Source organism: Spirosoma validum, assembly GCF_014699035.1.
Taxonomy (GTDB): Bacteria; Bacteroidota; Bacteroidia; order Cytophagales; family Spirosomataceae; genus Spirosoma; species Spirosoma validum.
Map to the genome: position 1 here is coordinate 911,088 of NZ_JACXAA010000002.1, position 17,496 is coordinate 928,583.

At 46.1% G+C, this 17,496-nt stretch carries 19 protein-coding genes; 16 read left to right on the forward strand and 3 right to left on the reverse strand.

The window, feature by feature from the left end; genetic code table 11:
- Window positions 1-143 precede the first annotated feature (143 nt).
- Complete coding sequence (locus IC230_RS08620; RefSeq protein WP_191038560.1) at window positions 144-1,484, reverse strand: sensor histidine kinase; 1,341 nt, start codon at window positions 1,482-1,484, stop codon at window positions 144-146.
- Between the two features lie 201 nt (window positions 1,485-1,685).
- Between IC230_RS08620 and IC230_RS08625 the strand changes: the two genes are divergently transcribed.
- From IC230_RS08625 to IC230_RS08655, 7 genes are all read left to right on the forward strand, one after another.
- On the forward strand, window positions 1,686-1,928 hold the full coding sequence (locus IC230_RS08625; protein WP_223860434.1) for a hypothetical protein: 243 nt from the start codon (window positions 1,686-1,688) through the stop codon (window positions 1,926-1,928).
- Window positions 1,929-2,366: 438 nt separating this feature from the next.
- Window positions 2,367-3,008, forward strand: coding sequence for a LuxR C-terminal-related transcriptional regulator (locus tag IC230_RS08630; RefSeq protein ID WP_191038561.1), 642 nt, complete (start codon window positions 2,367-2,369; stop codon window positions 3,006-3,008).
- A gap of 142 nt (window positions 3,009-3,150) precedes the next feature.
- Window positions 3,151-3,858 (forward strand): hypothetical protein, encoded by a 708-nt coding sequence (locus tag IC230_RS08635; protein WP_191038562.1) that lies wholly within the window; start codon window positions 3,151-3,153, stop codon window positions 3,856-3,858.
- A gap of 202 nt (window positions 3,859-4,060) precedes the next feature.
- Complete coding sequence (gene fumC / locus IC230_RS08640) at window positions 4,061-5,461, forward strand: class II fumarate hydratase (protein WP_191038563.1); 1,401 nt, start codon at window positions 4,061-4,063, stop codon at window positions 5,459-5,461.
- A gap of 517 nt (window positions 5,462-5,978) precedes the next feature.
- On the forward strand, window positions 5,979-6,311 hold the full coding sequence (locus tag IC230_RS08645; RefSeq protein ID WP_191038564.1) for a winged helix-turn-helix transcriptional regulator: 333 nt from the start codon (window positions 5,979-5,981) through the stop codon (window positions 6,309-6,311).
- A 10-nt stretch (window positions 6,312-6,321) separates the two neighbouring features.
- Window positions 6,322-7,401, forward strand: coding sequence for a fatty acid desaturase family protein (locus tag IC230_RS08650; protein WP_191038565.1), 1,080 nt, complete (start codon window positions 6,322-6,324; stop codon window positions 7,399-7,401).
- Window positions 7,402-7,466: 65 nt separating this feature from the next.
- Window positions 7,467-8,369, forward strand: a complete 903-nt coding sequence (locus IC230_RS08655) for an SAM-dependent methyltransferase (RefSeq protein ID WP_191038566.1) — start codon at window positions 7,467-7,469, stop codon at window positions 8,367-8,369.
- A gap of 125 nt (window positions 8,370-8,494) precedes the next feature.
- On the opposite strand, the gene IC230_RS08660 is transcribed toward IC230_RS08655, so the two are convergent.
- Entirely contained in the window at window positions 8,495-8,686 is a 192-nt protein-coding gene (locus IC230_RS08660) for a cold-shock protein (RefSeq protein WP_191038567.1), read from the reverse strand.
- 243 nt (window positions 8,687-8,929) lie between these two features.
- On the opposite strand from IC230_RS08660, the gene IC230_RS08665 reads away from it, so the two are divergent.
- From IC230_RS08665 to IC230_RS08705, 9 genes are all read left to right on the forward strand, one after another.
- Window positions 8,930-9,442 (forward strand): hypothetical protein, encoded by a 513-nt coding sequence (locus tag IC230_RS08665; protein WP_191038568.1) that lies wholly within the window; start codon window positions 8,930-8,932, stop codon window positions 9,440-9,442.
- A 123-nt stretch (window positions 9,443-9,565) separates the two neighbouring features.
- Window positions 9,566-9,736 carry a hypothetical protein gene (locus IC230_RS08670; protein ID WP_191038569.1) on the forward strand — a complete coding sequence of 57 codons (171 nt, stop codon included), beginning with the start codon at window positions 9,566-9,568 and terminating at the stop codon, window positions 9,734-9,736.
- Window positions 9,737-9,782: 46 nt separating this feature from the next.
- A complete protein-coding gene (locus tag IC230_RS08675; protein WP_191038570.1) occupies window positions 9,783-9,998 on the forward strand; it encodes a hypothetical protein in 216 nt (71 codons plus the stop codon).
- Between the two features lie 255 nt (window positions 9,999-10,253).
- Window positions 10,254-10,742, forward strand: coding sequence for a hypothetical protein (locus tag IC230_RS08680; protein WP_191038571.1), 489 nt, complete (start codon window positions 10,254-10,256; stop codon window positions 10,740-10,742).
- A gap of 30 nt (window positions 10,743-10,772) precedes the next feature.
- Window positions 10,773-11,132, forward strand: coding sequence for a hypothetical protein (locus tag IC230_RS08685; RefSeq protein WP_191038572.1), 360 nt, complete (start codon window positions 10,773-10,775; stop codon window positions 11,130-11,132).
- A gap of 422 nt (window positions 11,133-11,554) precedes the next feature.
- Window positions 11,555-11,986 (forward strand): MarR family winged helix-turn-helix transcriptional regulator, encoded by a 432-nt coding sequence (locus tag IC230_RS08690; RefSeq protein ID WP_191038573.1) that lies wholly within the window; start codon window positions 11,555-11,557, stop codon window positions 11,984-11,986.
- Window position 11,987: 1 nt separating this feature from the next.
- Window positions 11,988-13,319, forward strand: coding sequence for a TolC family protein (locus tag IC230_RS08695; RefSeq protein WP_191038574.1), 1,332 nt, complete (start codon window positions 11,988-11,990; stop codon window positions 13,317-13,319).
- Window positions 13,320-13,340: 21 nt separating this feature from the next.
- Window positions 13,341-14,450: an HlyD family secretion protein gene (locus IC230_RS08700; RefSeq protein WP_191038575.1), complete on the forward strand. Its 1,110-nt coding sequence runs from the start codon at window positions 13,341-13,343 to the stop codon at window positions 14,448-14,450.
- A 113-nt stretch (window positions 14,451-14,563) separates the two neighbouring features.
- On the forward strand, window positions 14,564-16,120 hold the full coding sequence (locus IC230_RS08705) for a DHA2 family efflux MFS transporter permease subunit (protein WP_191038576.1): 1,557 nt from the start codon (window positions 14,564-14,566) through the stop codon (window positions 16,118-16,120).
- A 117-nt stretch (window positions 16,121-16,237) separates the two neighbouring features.
- Here the strand turns inward: IC230_RS08705 and IC230_RS08710 are convergent, their stop codons facing one another.
- Window positions 16,238-17,491: a DUF819 family protein gene (locus tag IC230_RS08710; protein ID WP_191038577.1), complete on the reverse strand. Its 1,254-nt coding sequence runs from the start codon at window positions 17,489-17,491 to the stop codon at window positions 16,238-16,240.
- Window positions 17,492-17,496 lie beyond the last annotated feature (5 nt).

Genomic DNA, 17,496 nt, shown 5'->3' on the forward strand with positions numbered 1-17,496 from the left:
ACTTGAATTAACAGAGGGTCAACTAGTTTATAGGTAGCTGAATACGACCGATTTTAACCGTTATTTCATAAAGGGGAAGAGATTCTGATTCCGGCCAGGCTTTAGGGTAAATGAGAATCGTAAAGAATCCAGATGAGGTTTGATCAGGAAGGAACCTGAGTCGTTGAAGGAATTAAAGGCACCAGTACGTCAAAGGCGTCTTCTGATTCGTAAATGTCAATGGGAGGCTGATTCAGTAATCGGTACTTCATGTTAATATTCTGAAGCCCCTTTTTAGTCGATGTAAACCGGTTGATACCCTTTCGCTGGAGATTATTTCGTACGACCAGAACCGTGCTGTTCTTCGTGAAAATCTGAATTGTCAACGGGTAATTCGGAGAAACAACATTATGTTTTACGGCATTTTCGATCAGCAGTTGCAGGGTTAAGGGTGGGAGCAGGCATTCATGACAGGCATCGTCAATATCAACCGCTAAGGAAATTCCCTGACCGTAACGTGTTCTCAGCAGATGGTAGTAGGAATTGATGAACTTCATTTCCGTTTCCAGAGATGCCAGTTCACGATCATTAGCCTGAAGCAGATATCGATATACGCTCGATAGTTCGTCAACAAACCGTTCTGCTTTCGAGGGGTCGTCGGCAATTAGCGCTGATAACGAATTCAGGCTGTTGAACAGAAAATGCGGACTTAGTTGCGCCTGTAGCGCCCGCATATGCATCTCATCTACCTCTTGCTGAAGCGATTGCACTACCTGTTCCGCTTCGGAATAATCGCGGTGCCGACGTTCTCGCTCACGGGTAAGTGCTTGCTCGACCAGTGCCTTTTTGTGAATATCACGGCGATGACGATACGCTAAACCCGTTGAAAAAAAGACGAGTTCGAGTACAATGCCAATTTGCAGATACGTCAACGGTTCCCGCCAGAAAAGATTAGGGCCAGTTAGAGGTAACGCCATGGTTAAAATCATAGCTGTTAGCGCACCCAGCACCAGCAGGCAGGAGCCCGTAATAAAGAACCGTCCGACGGGATCTTTGCGCTTGTAAATCGTAACAATAATATAACCGGATAGAACGGCAAGAGCTGAGCGTACACCCGTATGAATAATTTCATGAACCGGGTTTTGCCAAAGATCCGACAAAAAGCAAAAGCTGATTTCAAGCAGAATGTAGGCGATTAAACCCCCTTGCGCTATTCGAAACAGACGTAATAACGTAGGACGGTAGTCGCGCAGATTCAGAAACGTAATTGTAAAATCATAATACACGTAGTAGGCCACCATCGGCCCAACAATTCGTATAAAATGAGTGATATTATCGGGGAAACTGCCGATGGATCGCAATGAAAAGTAGCTTAACCAGACTAGCAGGTAAATTGTGTATAAACCGTAGATACGCTCTCGATAAAGGCTCCATTGCACAAGATTGTACAACAGTAGCGCTATCATCATGCCCAGAAAGAGGAATAGCCAGGATTCGTATCCCATAGTCTTTAGCACCTGTAGATTAGAAAGACAGCATAAAATTAAGAAAGCCGCACCGAAAAATGGTCAAATAGTTTAACCAGCGGTAATAACTGAACGATTAGCGGCTTAAAAGATTGAGCGTTTTGTTACTATGGGAGTCGTATCGAATAAAAATAGTTGGTTGATTTATAAACAAAAAGACCCTCGTTACCAAGGGTCCTTTTGTTTATAAGACGAGTCAGCGATTACTTAATCGAATCCTTTTTCGTAGTATCAGTCGACATGGTTGATGTCGTGTCGCCTGTCGCGGTTGTGCTTGTTGAGTCTGTAGAGGTGCTCATGGTAGAGGTACTATCCGATACGGTCGTTGACGTAGATTCGGTTTTACTGCTGGAACAAGCTGTAGCCAAAGCGATCATTGAGAGTAGGAAAAAAGCAGATTTTGCCATGTTTATACGTAGTTAAATTGAGTTGAAATATCTTAATGTCTAGTATTAATGCGCATAATCGAGAAAAGTAACCCATTAAATTTCGTAAAGTTCAGGCTCAACCGAAGATTTGGAGTGAATTTCCTGAAGAAAGAACGTACCTGGACCCCTTTAGACCAGCTTTGTTTTCAGGAAATCTAGGTTCATCTCCAGGCTAGTGCTGCGACCGCTTCGTTACAGCGAGCAGGAGCGATGTTAGTACCAAATGCCAACTATACACATACCTACACGCCACTTTTTTCAGCGTTTCATTCGTAGGCTGAAATACCCACGTTACTACGTGAAACTGAACCGTTGCTTCCGAGACACAAATAGCTACATACTTACAGATCAATAAATGCAGAAGAATAGATGTTACTTTCTATTGAAGCAGTAGCATATATGGACGTAGCTATTCACGTCATTTTCCGGAATCATGAGTTTTATGGATAAATCGGTACGTATACTAGTGGCTGATAAGCAGCCGATTGTAATCCATGCTTTGACGGACCTGCTGGAAGAAGATAGTAAAGTAACCATCGTCGGAAAAACGTTTGTACCGAACGAGGTGCCCGAATTGGTCACGATCTCGTCGCCCCATATACTGATTACAGATCTATGGTTTGATGATCAACTCTCGGGTATGGCGTCCATTGAGACGCTTCGAGTGCGTTATCCCGGTCTGAAAGTCATTCTGTTTACAGCTGAAAACTCTCCAGATATCGTGCGACAGGCACACCGGACTCGACTTGAAGGGTTTGTTTTAAAAACAGATAAGCTGGAAGAAATTAAAATAGCTATACAGCAGGTAGTAAATGGGCATTTCTATTACAGTCCCCGGTTGATCAGCTCCTTATTCACATCTACCCAGTCGGCCGGGCCTTCCCTTGACCAGTTAACACCAAAAGAACAGAGCGTTTTACGACAATATGCCAGAGGCATGATGCCGAAGGAATTCGCGTCTGATCTAAATATTAAACCCTCTACTGCCGAAACCCACCTCCGTAATATTAAGCAGACGCTGGGGTTTCGGAATACGGTCGAACTGCTACGTTGGGCCTGGCAGCAGGGATTCTAACAAGAGTACCTACGGTTTTTCGCTAGATGCGTCTGGCGAAAAAGAGGAGCGTTCAGTACGGTAAACAGGGTTTTCCCACCATCTGAAAAGCAGGAATTTTACCCCCGAGTTTAAATCTATGTTTAACTATTCTTCCACAACTATGCAACCAATCTACCATGTGTGTGCCCGCTACGTTTCGTACGCAGCCATTTTTTTGTTATCCTTTGCTTTTGACGGCTGCACAGACCATCAGACTCCACCACCGCCATCCACCGATCCACCAACGGGCGATTTCAGCGACGACATTAAAAAGGCAATTACACAGGATAATATTGACAAAATCCGAGAGTTGGGTGTAAATGTCTGTGAAGGACAAACGGTAACAAATGTTGAAGGGGTTTATTTTATGGCACCGAATATAAAAACAAAAACAACTGTACCGGGCGATAATGCGAATAACTTCTACGATTATATTTACCGATTTAAAAACCAGACTACGGATTTAAAAATAGAGGTTGACTACAAATCTGATGGTGGTGGTGATGTAGGGCTTGATATAAAGGGATTTATATCTGGAAACGGAACCTGCTTTACCATATTTGTTCTTGGAGAAGGACAGGTTGAAAATAATAAGTACCGTGCGCTTACTGTATACTCTGGTGAAAAAACAGCTACGGGAATTAAAAATCTTCAAAACGCTTTTTTAATGCTGGAAGATTATGGAGACCCCAATGATATTTTTATCCCTGTCAATACAGGTCGTGCATTTAAAGACGGAAATGGTTTTTCAGAATCTAGAAATTCATTCAGAAAAGCAGCAAAAATAGATGGAGACGTATTGTATGTACGGCCATATTTTAGAAATTAATTCGCTATAGCAGTCTAAATACCAATTAAATAGCCAGACGGCTCCTGTGTAGGGAGCCGTCTTTTTTATAGGCTAATAAAGATTTGGAATTCGTTTCAACGCTGTTTCATTGCCATTACCTTTGCAGCCAATAGAAACAGTGTGATGAAACCAACCCGCAAAAAATAGTCGCGCGTTCATTAACCCTTTCGCTTATTTATTCATGGAATACCGCATCGAAAAAGACACGATGGGCCAGGTACAGGTTCCGGCCAACGTTTATTGGGGCGCCCAAACCCAGCGCTCGATCGAAAACTTCAAAATTGCTCAGGACATTAATAAAATGCCCCGCGAGATCATCCGGGCATTTGCGTATCTCAAGAAAGCTGCCGCGCTGACAAACCTTGATGCGGGCGTATTACCACAAGAAAAGAGTGACTTAATCGGTCAGGTTTGCGATGAAATTCTCGAAGGGAAACTGGATGATCAGTTTCCGCTCGTAGTTTGGCAAACGGGTTCAGGGACGCAGTCGAACATGAACGTCAACGAGGTCGTGGCCTATCGTGGGCACGTAGTACACGGCGGCCAGCTTACCGACGAGAAGAAATTTCTGCATCCGAATGATGATGTCAATAAGTCACAATCGTCGAACGATACGTTCCCGACGGCTATGCACATTGCGGCCTATAAAATCCTGCTGGACGTAACGATTCCGGGGATTACGAAACTGCGCGATACGCTGGCAGCTAAGTCGAAACAATTCATGCACGTAGTCAAAATCGGTCGGACACACTTTATGGATGCGACGCCGTTAACGGTGGGGCAGGAGTTTTCGGGATACGTATCGCAACTCGACCACGGTCTACGGGCGATAAATAATACGTTGGCTCACTTGAGCGAACTGGCCCTCGGCGGAACGGCTGTTGGTACGGGGATTAACACGCCCCCCGACTATTCGGAGAACGTAGCGAAACACATTGCCGATCTGACGGGCCTGCCATTCATAACGGCCGAAAATAAATTTGAAGCACTAGCCGCACACGACGCCATTGTTGAAGCCCATGGTGCCCTGAAAACCGTAGCCGCCAGCCTGATGAAAATCGGCAACGACATTCGGATGTTGTCATCAGGTCCACGGGCCGGTATCGGTGAGTTACACATTCCTGATAACGAGCCGGGTTCTTCGATTATGCCGGGTAAAGTAAACCCAACCCAATGTGAAGCGATGACGATGGTAGCGGCCCAGGTGATGGGTAACGACGTAGCGATCAACATTGGTGGCATGACAGGGCACTTCGAACTGAACGTATTCAAACCGGTCATGATCTACAATTTCATTCACTCGGCTCGTTTGATTGGCGACGTATGCGTATCGTTCAACGACAAGTGCGCCGAAGGCATCGAACCAATCGAAGCCAACATTAAAAAACACGTCGATTCATCCCTCATGCTCGTTACGGCGCTGAACACCAAAATCGGCTATTACAAAGCCGCTGAAATTGCTCAGACCGCTCATAAAAACGGCTCTACACTGAAAGAAACAGCTCTCAAACTTGGCTACCTTACAGAAGAAGAATTCAACGAATGGGTGAAGCCGGAAGATATGGTAGGAGCGATCAACTAAGACTCCAACAGCTGTACTAATCTGTACTTTAATAGGTTAGGCAATACCGTGCCTATCCTATTAAAGTACTTCATTTAACCACCAATTTATTGTCATCTGAACTCATTTAAGCAAATGATGAACTCACTTACCTTTAAGTTAGTTATAAGGCAGACAGTACTTCCCGTCTTCTGAACACATCCTCCTTACGCGCTAACTTCATGGTTGTTTTTGTAAGTGACTAAACGAGTTTGCTTACAATCTTTGAACTCCCCCTTTTTAGCCTGTCCGGCATTGCCCAAACGTATTTCCCCATTCTTTGTCTAAACGAAATAACTAAGTTTCTTAATCGCTATCCTTATCAAACACATCTAAATCTTTCATTTTCATAAGGGGACCGTCTGTTGGTATTTTTTCGCTCGTTCTTCAGCTACAGGCCAGTTGTCGACTAGCGGTGACAGCATCAAAGCGACACTCGGTTCACTACTGCCTCGGCTTAGACTAATCCCTGATTCGGTTCAGAAAATGCCTACTGACCATGACACCAAGCGATTTCCATGAATCCGATTTTGAGCCTGATCTATCAATAATCAATAACGCCTTGTCAGTCATCTGCGGCAAATGGCGACTGTACATTATTCTGGTGCTGGGCGAGCAAACGCTTCGCTACACCAAACTGAGCGAATTATTACCTGGCGTTAGTGAGAAGGTTCTGGCTGGCGAATTAAAAGCACTCGTAGCCCTGGGCGTGATGAAACGAGTTCTATACGCCGAAATTCCATCCCGAGTGGAGTATGCTCTTACCGAAAAAGGCATATTCGCTCTGCCCCAACTGAGACAGATACAACAAATCGGTCAATTATTTACCTAATTATTCTTACATGACAACCAAAGTTAAGTTCACTAATACAAGTCGGTCACCATTTTTTGCTACAGTCCGGCAACGGGTCGATGGCTATTTTACAGATAAGGCCATTTCTCCTCATGCCAATAGTGCTATGTGGGCGAAGGCACTCTTTTTTTTGGTTGGTTATGCTATATTCTATGGCCTGATTCTCTCCAATCAGTTTGGTCCCTGGACAATGTTGGGACTAGCCGTTATCCTGGGGGTATTTGCGGCCTGCATCGGCTTTAACGTCTCCCACGATGCGTTACATGGTGCTTTTTCGGCCCATCCCTGGGTTAACAAACTGTTAGGTGGTAGCTTTTATTTATTGGGTGCCAACCCCTACGTCTGGAAAATCACGCACAACATCGTTCACCATACGTTTACCAACATACCGGGCCATGACGAAGATATTGAGGTAGCGCCGGGGTTGGTCAGACTGGATCCAAACGAAAAACTTCAGCCCTGGCATCGCTATCAGCAATGGTATACGATCCCCTTGTATTCACTGGCGTCGCTATCCTGGGTATTTCGGAAGGATTACGTCAAATTCTTTAAGAGTCGGATTGGTCATCACGACACGGCTGCGCACCCACGACGTGAGCACTTTAAGCTATTCATGTCTAAAGGGCTTTACTACGTTTTCTTTTTGATTCTACCGTTTGCGGTGCTTAGTCTGGCCTGGTGGCAAATACTGATCGGGTTCATTGTCATGCATCTGGCCGAAGGGTTAGTGCTGGGTCTTGTCTTTCAACTGGCGCACGCGGTAGAAGGCACTACGTTCCCGTTGCCCGACGAAAAAGGAAACATGCAGGAAGCCTGGGCGATTCATCAGTTGCATACTACGGCCAATTTCGCGCCCCGTTCACCGCTGGCCGCCTTTATTTGTGGGGGCTTAAATCGCCAGATTGAACATCATTTGTTTCCTAAGGTCTGCCATATTCATTATCCGGCCATTACGGCTATAGTTAAAGATACGGCCCAGGAATTTGGCTTGCCTTACCTGGAGAATCGCAGTTTCGGCTCGGCGCTTTACTCTCATTTTCGTCTTTTAGAGACCCTGGGCAGGCAGTGAGAAACGTAGCCTGTATAAATCGCAATTAATGAACTTCTCTTATTCATTTATATCCTCCTAGACGCATGGCTTCTCAACAAGATCTCGATTTTACGTATACGACGATTGATAAAATCTTTCGCCTGAGCATGGGTCAGACGGGCGATTATAGTGGAGCTATGTACAATGGTGATTTTTCGCTTACTCTGGAACAGGCTCAGCGTCAGAAACATCAGTTTATTGCCGATAGTCTGGGGGTAAAATCCGGTTCGCGGGTGTTGGATATGGGTTGTGGCTGGGGACCTTTTCTTCAATACATTAAAGACCGGGGAGCTAACGGACGTGGGGTAACGCTCTCGCAGGGACAGGCTGAGGCCTGCCGCGCTAACGGTCTGACGGTAGACATTAAAGATTGTCGGCTGATTACCCCGGCTGATTACGGTACCTTCGATGCGGTTAGTTGTATTGGTGGTATGGAGCATTTCTGCTCGGTGGAACAGTATCTGGCAGGGCAGCAGGACAGTGTCTACGCCGATTTTTTTACAAAACTAAACGACTTGTTACCTGTTGGTGGTCGGTTCTATATGCAGACGATGGTTTTTGGGAAAAACATGATTCCTTTTGAGGAGATCACTGTGAAGGCTCCCAAAGATTCACCTTCGTATGCTCTGGCATTGATGATTGCCCAGTTTCCGGGTTCGTGGTTGCCCTATGGTCCTGAGCAGGTCATTCGTAACGCGCAGCCGCATTTTAAACTCGTTTCGAAAAGTAGCGGACGCCTTGATTATATTGAGACTATCGGGCAGTGGCGGAAGCGATTCCGGGCTTTTAATCTGGAAAAGTATTGGCTATATGCCTCGCTGTTACCCAAGTTATTGACCAATAAAGCATTTCAGGATTTAATCGCTGTGTTTCGGGTTAGTCCGAATCGGGTATGTTTCCAGCAGGAGACGATGGAACATTATCGGCTGGTATTTGAAAAAGTATAATCATTTTTTAGTAAGCTGATTGCTGCATTAGTACGTATTATCCAATGTCTCTTGCGTAGGGCTCAAAAGAAAAACGACAGACTGATCAGCCTGTCGTTTTTCTTTTTAATGTATCCTAGATGGGATTAAAGAATTTCTACGTCCACCGCATTAAGTCCTTTTTTCCCTTCAATTACATTGAACTTAACCTGATCATCCTGGCGAATCTGATCAATAAGACCGGATGCGTGGACAAAAATATCTGGTTGAGCGTCTTTGGGACTAATAAACCCAAATCCTTTGAGTTCATTGAAAAATTTAACTGTTCCTTCTTGCATAATCGATTATTTAATAAGTAAATGTACGTTTATTAATTGGCCTATCCTATTGATTTTGAAAGTATTTTGATTTTAGTGGTAAAACGCTCCAGGCGATACAGATGAACTTAGCACGTATGTAGAAGTACTAAATAAGAGCTTGAAAAAGCCATCGATAAATATATCTCCGAGTTGTAATCTTTTTAAGCGCAAACGCGTTATAATAGTTAGGACGTTGTTGTGTGCGTGCTAACTGGCAGTCAAATGCCCTGGCTTATGATTGACTCCCCGGATGCCGCCTGGACAAAGCAGCAACTAACTGAGCATCTTGCTCTGATAGCCCATCTTCTCCAGGCCAATGCCTTCAAGCCAGCTACTCCTTTTATAAAACAGAGCCAGATCAGTTGGATTGCGTTAATTGGGGCGGTTAGTGATCTGGTGAGACAAGCTTTGGTCGCTGGTAAACGCATCGACTTTACAGAAGAAGTAAATAGTGACGATGAGCGGCAGGACATTACCAGTTTACTCGATTCGATGCGTCAGTCTGCTTATGTAAGCAGTGATAACAACCTCGCTCGGCCTAATCTGACCATTATCTTTCCAAACCTCAATTATGTTTACGGCGTAGGGACTGGGTATTTCCCAAATGGTTTATTCTTTCGCTGCACCTACGAAAACGAACTGACTTTTTTTGTTGGGCGTGACCGTATTTTCTTTCATCGGCACCTTATGCGGGCTTTTATGGAGGCTCGTTGTTATCTGTTATCACTACCCTAATTACGGTAGAGCTGTTCGCCTGATTCCCTTTGCTGTGTCTTACTCTTCTGCTAATGCTACAGATTAGCCTGAATAGAAGCGTTTATCTTATCATACTACCTACTCATTATTAATACGTCCCCTATGAAAATGCCCCCGAAATTAACGGTTAAAGAACGTCAACTGGTTGCCCATCAATTGCTTGAGGCCTCTAAGAAGCCTTACCTGGTGCGTGACATGCCTCGTACGATCTTATATCTAACGGTCGAACAGGCCGCTAAACGGCAGGATTTGATTCCTCAGTTTGGCCGTTAACAGTACGCAGATAATCTTACAAACAGCGTATCCCGCCAATCTAGCCATGACAATCATATTTAATTACTTATTTACCCCGACTAACGAAGGGTTTAAAACCAGGCTTCCGGTCTGTATTCAGAAAGGCCCTTTGCTGCCAAAAGGCTTAGATCTTACGGTAGCGAACCTGAATGGGCTGGACATTGATCAATGGGTTGGTAAAAATTTAGAGGTCACCATTCAGGAGGGCACGTACATGATTAGTGGACCAGTTGGCCAGTAACGTATCGACATCAATTTTCATGACCATTGGTAGTAAAGCAGACTAATTCAATAAAGCAATATGAATAATTACAATACGCAATTTATGGATATCCTAATTTGGGTGATTCAGATTGTTAACTGGCATAGTTTACCCGAGCGAATATTTCGTCCGGTCATTATACCTAACACAATTAGGGATGGGTGGGCCTAACGGCTTCAATCAGTCTGGGCATACATATACATACGTCCCAGGCTTTCACATTAGTAAAATCACATGAACATGGTAGATAATGCCAACTCCTTACAACGTCAGTTAACCCGGGTACATGTATTGCTGGATTCACCCGTGTTCAATCGGGATTCGGCAGAAGATGGCCCCTGGAAAGAAACATTCATTGAGTTGATCACGCTCGTGCATGCAATACTACTTCAGGCACAGCAGGCGGATAAGCGAGTAGAGTTTCTGAAAGATGTTGGCGTAAACGGCAAGATCCAGGATATTACGTCTTTAGTCGAATGGATGTACAACCGTCTGCCCGGCTTAACGGCCGACAACATTGGTCAGCAGACAGACAATCGATTAAATCGATATTTCGACCAAGGAACGGGTTATTTTGCAAATGGCTCTTTTTTTACTGGCGATTTTGACAATGAACTTGCCTTTTTTATTGATGATCAGCGAGTTTATTTGAACCGGCACCTCCGACGGGCAATTGATGAAGTAGAACAGTCTTTAAATGATGTATCCCGTTCGACTTTGTAATTACCTGGGATTAATTACATATTTTTACTTATGACTAAACAAGCGTATATCGAACAAGTAGCTAACTGGGCTAGAATTCGTGGTTTTAGCGACATTCAGGCTAACGCAGAAGGCTATCAAAAACCAAACGGATATGGTCGCCAGCAGGATGGCCAATCCTTTATTCCAGATGTGACCGGAAGACAGTTTGACCACAAGTCCTATTTTGAAGTAATTCTTAAAACCACCGATCCGGACTATCTGGTCTCCAAACTGAAATTACTTTACCAATTAGCCTCGCTGAGTGGCGGGCAAGTGTACCTAATGGCGCCAAAAGGGCACTTGCCGTTTGCCCGTTCGATTGCTGCCAACAGCCGAATAACCGCCGAAGTGATCAATTTAGCCGCGTAATGTAAATACTGCATAAATTATCTCTGAACGCTTCTGCGTCTCATAGGCTCTATAATTCCCTAGTGATATTGGGTTTCTTAAAAGTCGGTACGTGTGCTTTCAGGACCGCTGACTAGTTACGAAGCCTAATATCACAATACTGTTAGGTACTTCTTTCTCCAGAATCAGGCTTTATCGTACTGAGCAAAAATTAAATTCCTATTAAACTTTATAGTATTCATAGATACTCTATTATAGGAATTTCAGCTTCGACAGTTGAAATTCTATTTGCATTATTTCAATACGATGATAGAATTGAATTAATCTAAGCCTGTATACATCACTAATTTTCCTGGATGCATTTCCCGTATAGCGTTAGCTGTTTAAACGAAATTTGTTTAAACAAACATTGGTTATACATTTGAAGCGCTATTACAAACACAATGGAAAGTCAGTTCCGAAACGAGTACCATCGATTGATCATCAATCTGCACAAAACAGATGGATACATTTTCAATCACTTTCAACAGAAGTTGTCTCCCTTTGATTTGTCGGTACAGCAATATAAGGCCCTTCGTCTGCTTGCACAAGCCTTCCCAAATAGCCTGTCGGCGGGCGAGTTGAAGGAAAAAATGACCGATATGAACTCCGATATGACCCGGCTAATTGATCGACTGGTGGCGAAGAATCTGGTTGTGCGCGAAGCCGATCCAACGAACCGACGTCGCGTGAATCTGCGGCTGACGAATGAATCGAATCAGTTTGTCGAAAAGGTAGCCGTCGAATTCAAGGATTTTGAATCCATCGTCAGTCATCTGACCGATGAGGAAGCCCAAATGATGAATACACTACTGGATAAAATTAGAAATAAGTAATATGAAAAAGTACGTAATGAGTGTCGGATTAGTGCTGGCAGGCTTAGGCCTGACGATTGCACAACCGGCACCAATCGTAATGCCCCTGAATAAAGCCGTTCAACAGGCTTTGCAGAACAACAAGGGGATTAAATTAGCCGACTCGCGTACGCAGGCTGCTGAAGCCCGGCTACAGGAAACTAAAGATCGTAGCTTACCTACTGCCAACGCGTCTCTGGCCTATTCGCGCTATAGCCTGACTGGACCATTTTCATTGGGGCAGGGAGATGATGGGAAAGCCTTGTTTGGAATTCCAGCTGGTGCATTTAATGCGACAATGGGGGGTGCCACGATCAGCAAAGAAATTTTTGGCGGCTTTGCCGAAAAATCAGCTGAGAAGTCGGCAGAATTGTTGGCAAAAGCCAGCCATCTTGATGCCCATCGGAATCGTTCGGAGCTGGTTTATACCGTAACGGATGCCTATTATAACATCGTTAAACTAGCTCGGTCAATTGGTGTGATTGAGCAGAATATTAAGCAGTTTGACGAACGGGAGCGGGAAGCGCAAAACCTGCAAAAAGAGGGCGTTGTAACGGCCAATGAGGTATTGAAAATTCAGTTGCAGAAAAATAATTTGAACCTGAGCCGCTTACAAGTTGAGAAAGCCCGCCAGACGGCCCTTTATAATTTCAATTTGCTTATCGGACTACCCGATAATCAGACGATTGCAATTGATACGTTGCTGACCAATCCGACAACCGTTACCGAACCTCTGAATGTATTTTTAGATAGGGCCGTGCAGACTCGTCCGGAAGTAGAAGCGAATGAATTACGGGTACAGTCGGCTCAGGAAATGTTACGTAATACGAAAAGTGTCATGTATCCGCATCTGGGCGTATCAGCGGGTTACAATTACATTAACCCAACGGCCCGTGTCATTCCGGAAGCCAATTCCTTTATCAGTGCCTGGAACGTAGGCTTAGGAATCAGTTATAACATCGGTTCGCTGTATAACATAAAGGGCAAACTGCATAGCGCCCAGAATGCAATTGATCAGGCAGGTATACAGAGTCAGTTGCAAAATGATCAGATCCGCTCGGAAGTTGTTACGTCGTATAATAATTACCAACTGGCACTGGAGCAGCAAAACGTAATCCGCACAGCAGTTGGGCAGGCGCAGGAAAACTACCGCCTGACGGAATCCCGTTTTCGTAACGGACTAGTCGGTTCGACTGATTTACTGGAAGCCAACAGCTTCTTATTGCAAGCTCAACTGAATGTTATCAACGCAACCGTAGACGCACAACTGGCCTATCAGCGCCTGTTGAAAGCTACGGGTAGTAATCTCAATTAATTCCTGTTTCGACTTACAATCATGGATAAGAAAACATTATTCCGCGTAGGGGGTGTCATTGTTCTGGCTATTGCCCTCTTTTTTGGGTACAGCGAATTTCGCTACCTGCAGCGCCACGAAACCACCGATGATGCGCAAATTGACGGGGACGTAAACCCGGTAATCCCGAAAGCCAGCGGGTACGTAAAAGAGATTCGGTTCAAAGACAACCAGCACGTTAAAGAAGGAGATACCCTGTTCGTACTGGATGATGCTGACTATCGGCTTCGGGTAGCGCAGGCGCAGGCCGCTCTGCAAAGTGCCATGGCGGCCGCTGGGGTAAGCCGCTCGCAGGTGAGCGTAGCGTCGGCGACGGTACAAAGTTCGCAGGCAAGTGTGCAAACGGCGCGTAATCAGGTAGCCACGGCCCAGGCTAACGTAGCGGCTGCCCAGGCACGGGCCCGTAAAGCCGGCCAGGACTTTGATCGGTACAGTCGATTACTGGCCGAAAAAACCGTTCCGCAGCAACAATTTGACGTAGTAGAGGCTGAACGCGATGCCGCTCAGGCGCAATTGCAGGCGGCTCAGGCTCAGTTGCAAACGGCTCAATCGCAAGTGTCGGCAGCGGGTACGCAAACGGGCGTAACCAGCTCACAACGCCGGGCAACGGAAGGTCAGATTACCGTAGCGCAGGCAGCCATCAAACAGCGCCAGGCTGATCTGGACATTGCTGATCTGCAATTATCTTATACGATCGTCCGGGCACCGGTTTCGGGGGTTGTATCGAAGCGGTCGGTGCAGATTGGCCAGTTGATACAAGCCGGTCAGGCTGTGTGTTCGGTGGTTGGTAATCAAAATCTTTGGGTTACAGCTAACTTTAAGGAAACGCAATTGAAACAAATGCAGCCTGGCCAAACGGTTGATATTGACGTCGATGCATTCGGTGGCGAAAAACTAACGGGCCATGTCGGTTCATTTGCAGGAGCAACGGGGGCTAAATTCTCATTACTGCCTCCTGACAACGCAACGGGTAACTACGTGAAAGTTGTGCAACGGATTCCGGTACGTATCGATATCGATAAAAACAGTCCTATCTACGCTAAAATCCGCCCAGGTATGAGTGTGAACGTAGCGGTTGATTTGCAGAAGTAAGGTGGTGGGTTAGTGATGTTGGGTTCTCGAACCCGACAAGCTAGCGTCAGCAATTGTGTCGGGTTCTCAAACGGCTGCGGCCATCCGTCCGACACCACTAAATCAAACTATTCATGAAATTAGGTTTTGATAAATGGATCGTCGTCATCACGGTGACGACAGCCGCCCTGCTGCAAACCATCGACTCGTCCATCGTGAACGTAACGCTCAACCAGATGATGGGTAATTTGGGCGCATCGTTGGGCGATATCAGCTGGGTTGTAACGGGTTATGCAGCCGCTAGTGCTGTGATGATTACCATGTCGGGCTGGCTGACGGCTAAGTTAGGTCGCCGAAATTATTTTGCCGCGTCGATTGTCCTGTTCACGATATCGTCCATCTTCTGCGGTACGTCGACCAACGTTTGGGAGTTGGTTTTCTTCCGGGTTGTGCAGGGAATTGGTGGGGGAGGGTTGCTCACCACGGCGCAGTCAATTCTGATTCAAACCTTCCCAAAAGAGCAGCTTGGGATTGCCAACGCTATTTTCGGGATGGGTGTGATCATTGGTCCGTCCATTGGCCCTACCCTCGGTGGATACATTACCGACAATCTGTCGTGGAACTGGGTGTTTTATATCAACATTCCGTTCGGTATTGCCGCCACGGTGCTGACTTATATGTTCATCAAAGAACCCGCCGAGAAAGTACTGGCCGGTAAGATGGACTGGCTGGCGCTCATACTCCTGACAATGGGAATCGGTGGTTTGCAGATCGTTCTGGAAAAAGGCCAGGAAGAAGACTGGTTTACCTCGGAGTTCATTGTCATCATGTCGATCGCTGCGGGTATTGGCATCATTGGATTCATCTGGCGCCAACTGATCGTAAAACTGCCGATTCTGGATCTGAGTCTGTTACGTCAGCGCCGGTTTGCGGTGGGTACATTGTTTAACTTTATTCTCGGCTTTGGTCTGTTTGCGTCGGTATTTATTATCCCGGTTTTCTGCCAGACTATCCTGGGATTTACGGCCAGCCAAACGGGGCTGCTGCTGATGCCAGGTTCAATTGTGACTGGCATGATGATGCCTGTTGTGGGTGGACTACTCAGTAAAAATTACATTTCTCCGGTCTGGTACGCAGCCGCTGGGTTCCTACTGTTCTTTGGCTTCTGCTTTGATCTGTCGGCCATTAGTCTCGATGCCGGCCCCGATTATTTTTTCTGGCCGCTTATTGTTCGGGGTATTGGTATGGGAATGATTTTTATTCCTCTGACTACCATTACGCTGGCTGATCTGAAGAATATTGAGATTCCGCAAGGTTCGGCTTTAACAGGTATGATTCGTCAGTTGGGCGGTACGTTCGGAACGGCCATCATGACGACCTATATTTCGACACGTACGGTTCTGCATTCATCCCGCCTTGCTGATAACATCTCAATATACAACCCATTATCTGCCGAACGGATCAGGCAATATACGAACCTGTTCCTATCGAAGGGAGATGCCTTGGTTACGGCTACGGGTAAAGCCTATGGCGTGATGCAGGGGGCTGTCATTAAGCAGGCACTGGTTATGACCTACGCCGATTCATTCCTGATCATCGGCGGTTTCTTCCTGATTTGCGTGCCGTTGCTACTGCTGTTTGTTGGGAAGAAAATCGAAGCTCCTGCCCATACCGAAATGGTGATGGAGTAAGACGTAACGTTTTGTTTTTGAGTGATTTGTTTGTTTGTTGTTTCGCCATCGGATGACCCTTAGGTTGTCCGATGTTTTTTTGTGAATCAACCAAAGTGAATGGCGATAAGCGCGCTGTCAGTACGTAACGAGTCGCATCAGCCAGGCCGTAATGAGCCCGCCATACGTACCCAGTACGTGACTCAGCACCGCCAGTAATACGCCTACGGGAGCCAGAGCCGGGTGAAAAATAGAAGCTACAGCCGGAGCGGTCGATACGCCCCCAATATTCGCCTGACTACCAACGGCCACGAAAAAATAAGGCGCTTTAATGATCCGGGCCGTAATCAGCATGACCACTACGTGAATCAGCATCCAGATAACGGCCACCAGAAACAGACCCAGGTTACCTCCCAAATTAGATAGATTCAGTCGCATACCGATGGTCATGATCAGGAAGTAGACAAACAACGTAGCGAGATCAGTTGTACCGAGTTTTTCGAGTTTGCGGAGTCGTGTGAAGGACAAGGCGATGCCTAGCGAGGTCGAGAGAATGACCACCCAAAGAAAGTTAGACGTAAAGGGATCAAGACCATATGTAGCTAACGACGCTTTATAGGGTTGAAGATTCGTCGAGATGATATACGCGAATGCATGTGCCAGCGCCCCGCCACCGAAACCTAACGCCAGAATCGTACTTAAATCCAATAAGTTAGCGGGACGGTCGGGCTCTTCTTTGTAGGCCAGAATCCGTTGCTTCACTTCGTCAATCGAACGCGTATCGGCCTGGAGCCACGTATCGATTTTGTCGCGGTACGCAGCCCCGTAAATTAAACAGGCCGTCCAGCTGGTCGACACGACGGCATCGACCACCAGGATAATGGCAAACAATTCCTCGCTGCAGCCATAGATTTCTTTGAGAGCCAACTGACTGCTGCTGCCACCAATCCAGCTCCCCGAGATCGTGACCAACCCTTTCCAATATTCATTGGCAATCGCCTGTTCGCGAAAACCGGGTATCAACTGCATCACGAGCCAGAACGCGATTGGCGCGCCAAGAATAATCCCGACTGTACCCGACATAAACGTTACCAGGGCTTTTTGACCCAATCGGGCAATCGACCGCAGATCGGCGGTAGAAGTCAGTAACACCAAAGCCGCCGGCAGCAGATAATTGGTTGATACTTTGTATAGACTGGACTGTTCGCCCGAAATGATGTTCAGGCTATTCATTGCCGCCGGAAAAATGTAGCAGAGCAGGAGCGATGGTACGTAGGTATACGCTCGTTGCCAGAACGGGTGCGCCGATTGGGAGGTCCTGAAAATAAAGGTCAGCAGCACCAGAAAAATGCCCAGAATAATGGCGTCGTTGGTAATCAGCGGTTCCTGCATGTTCA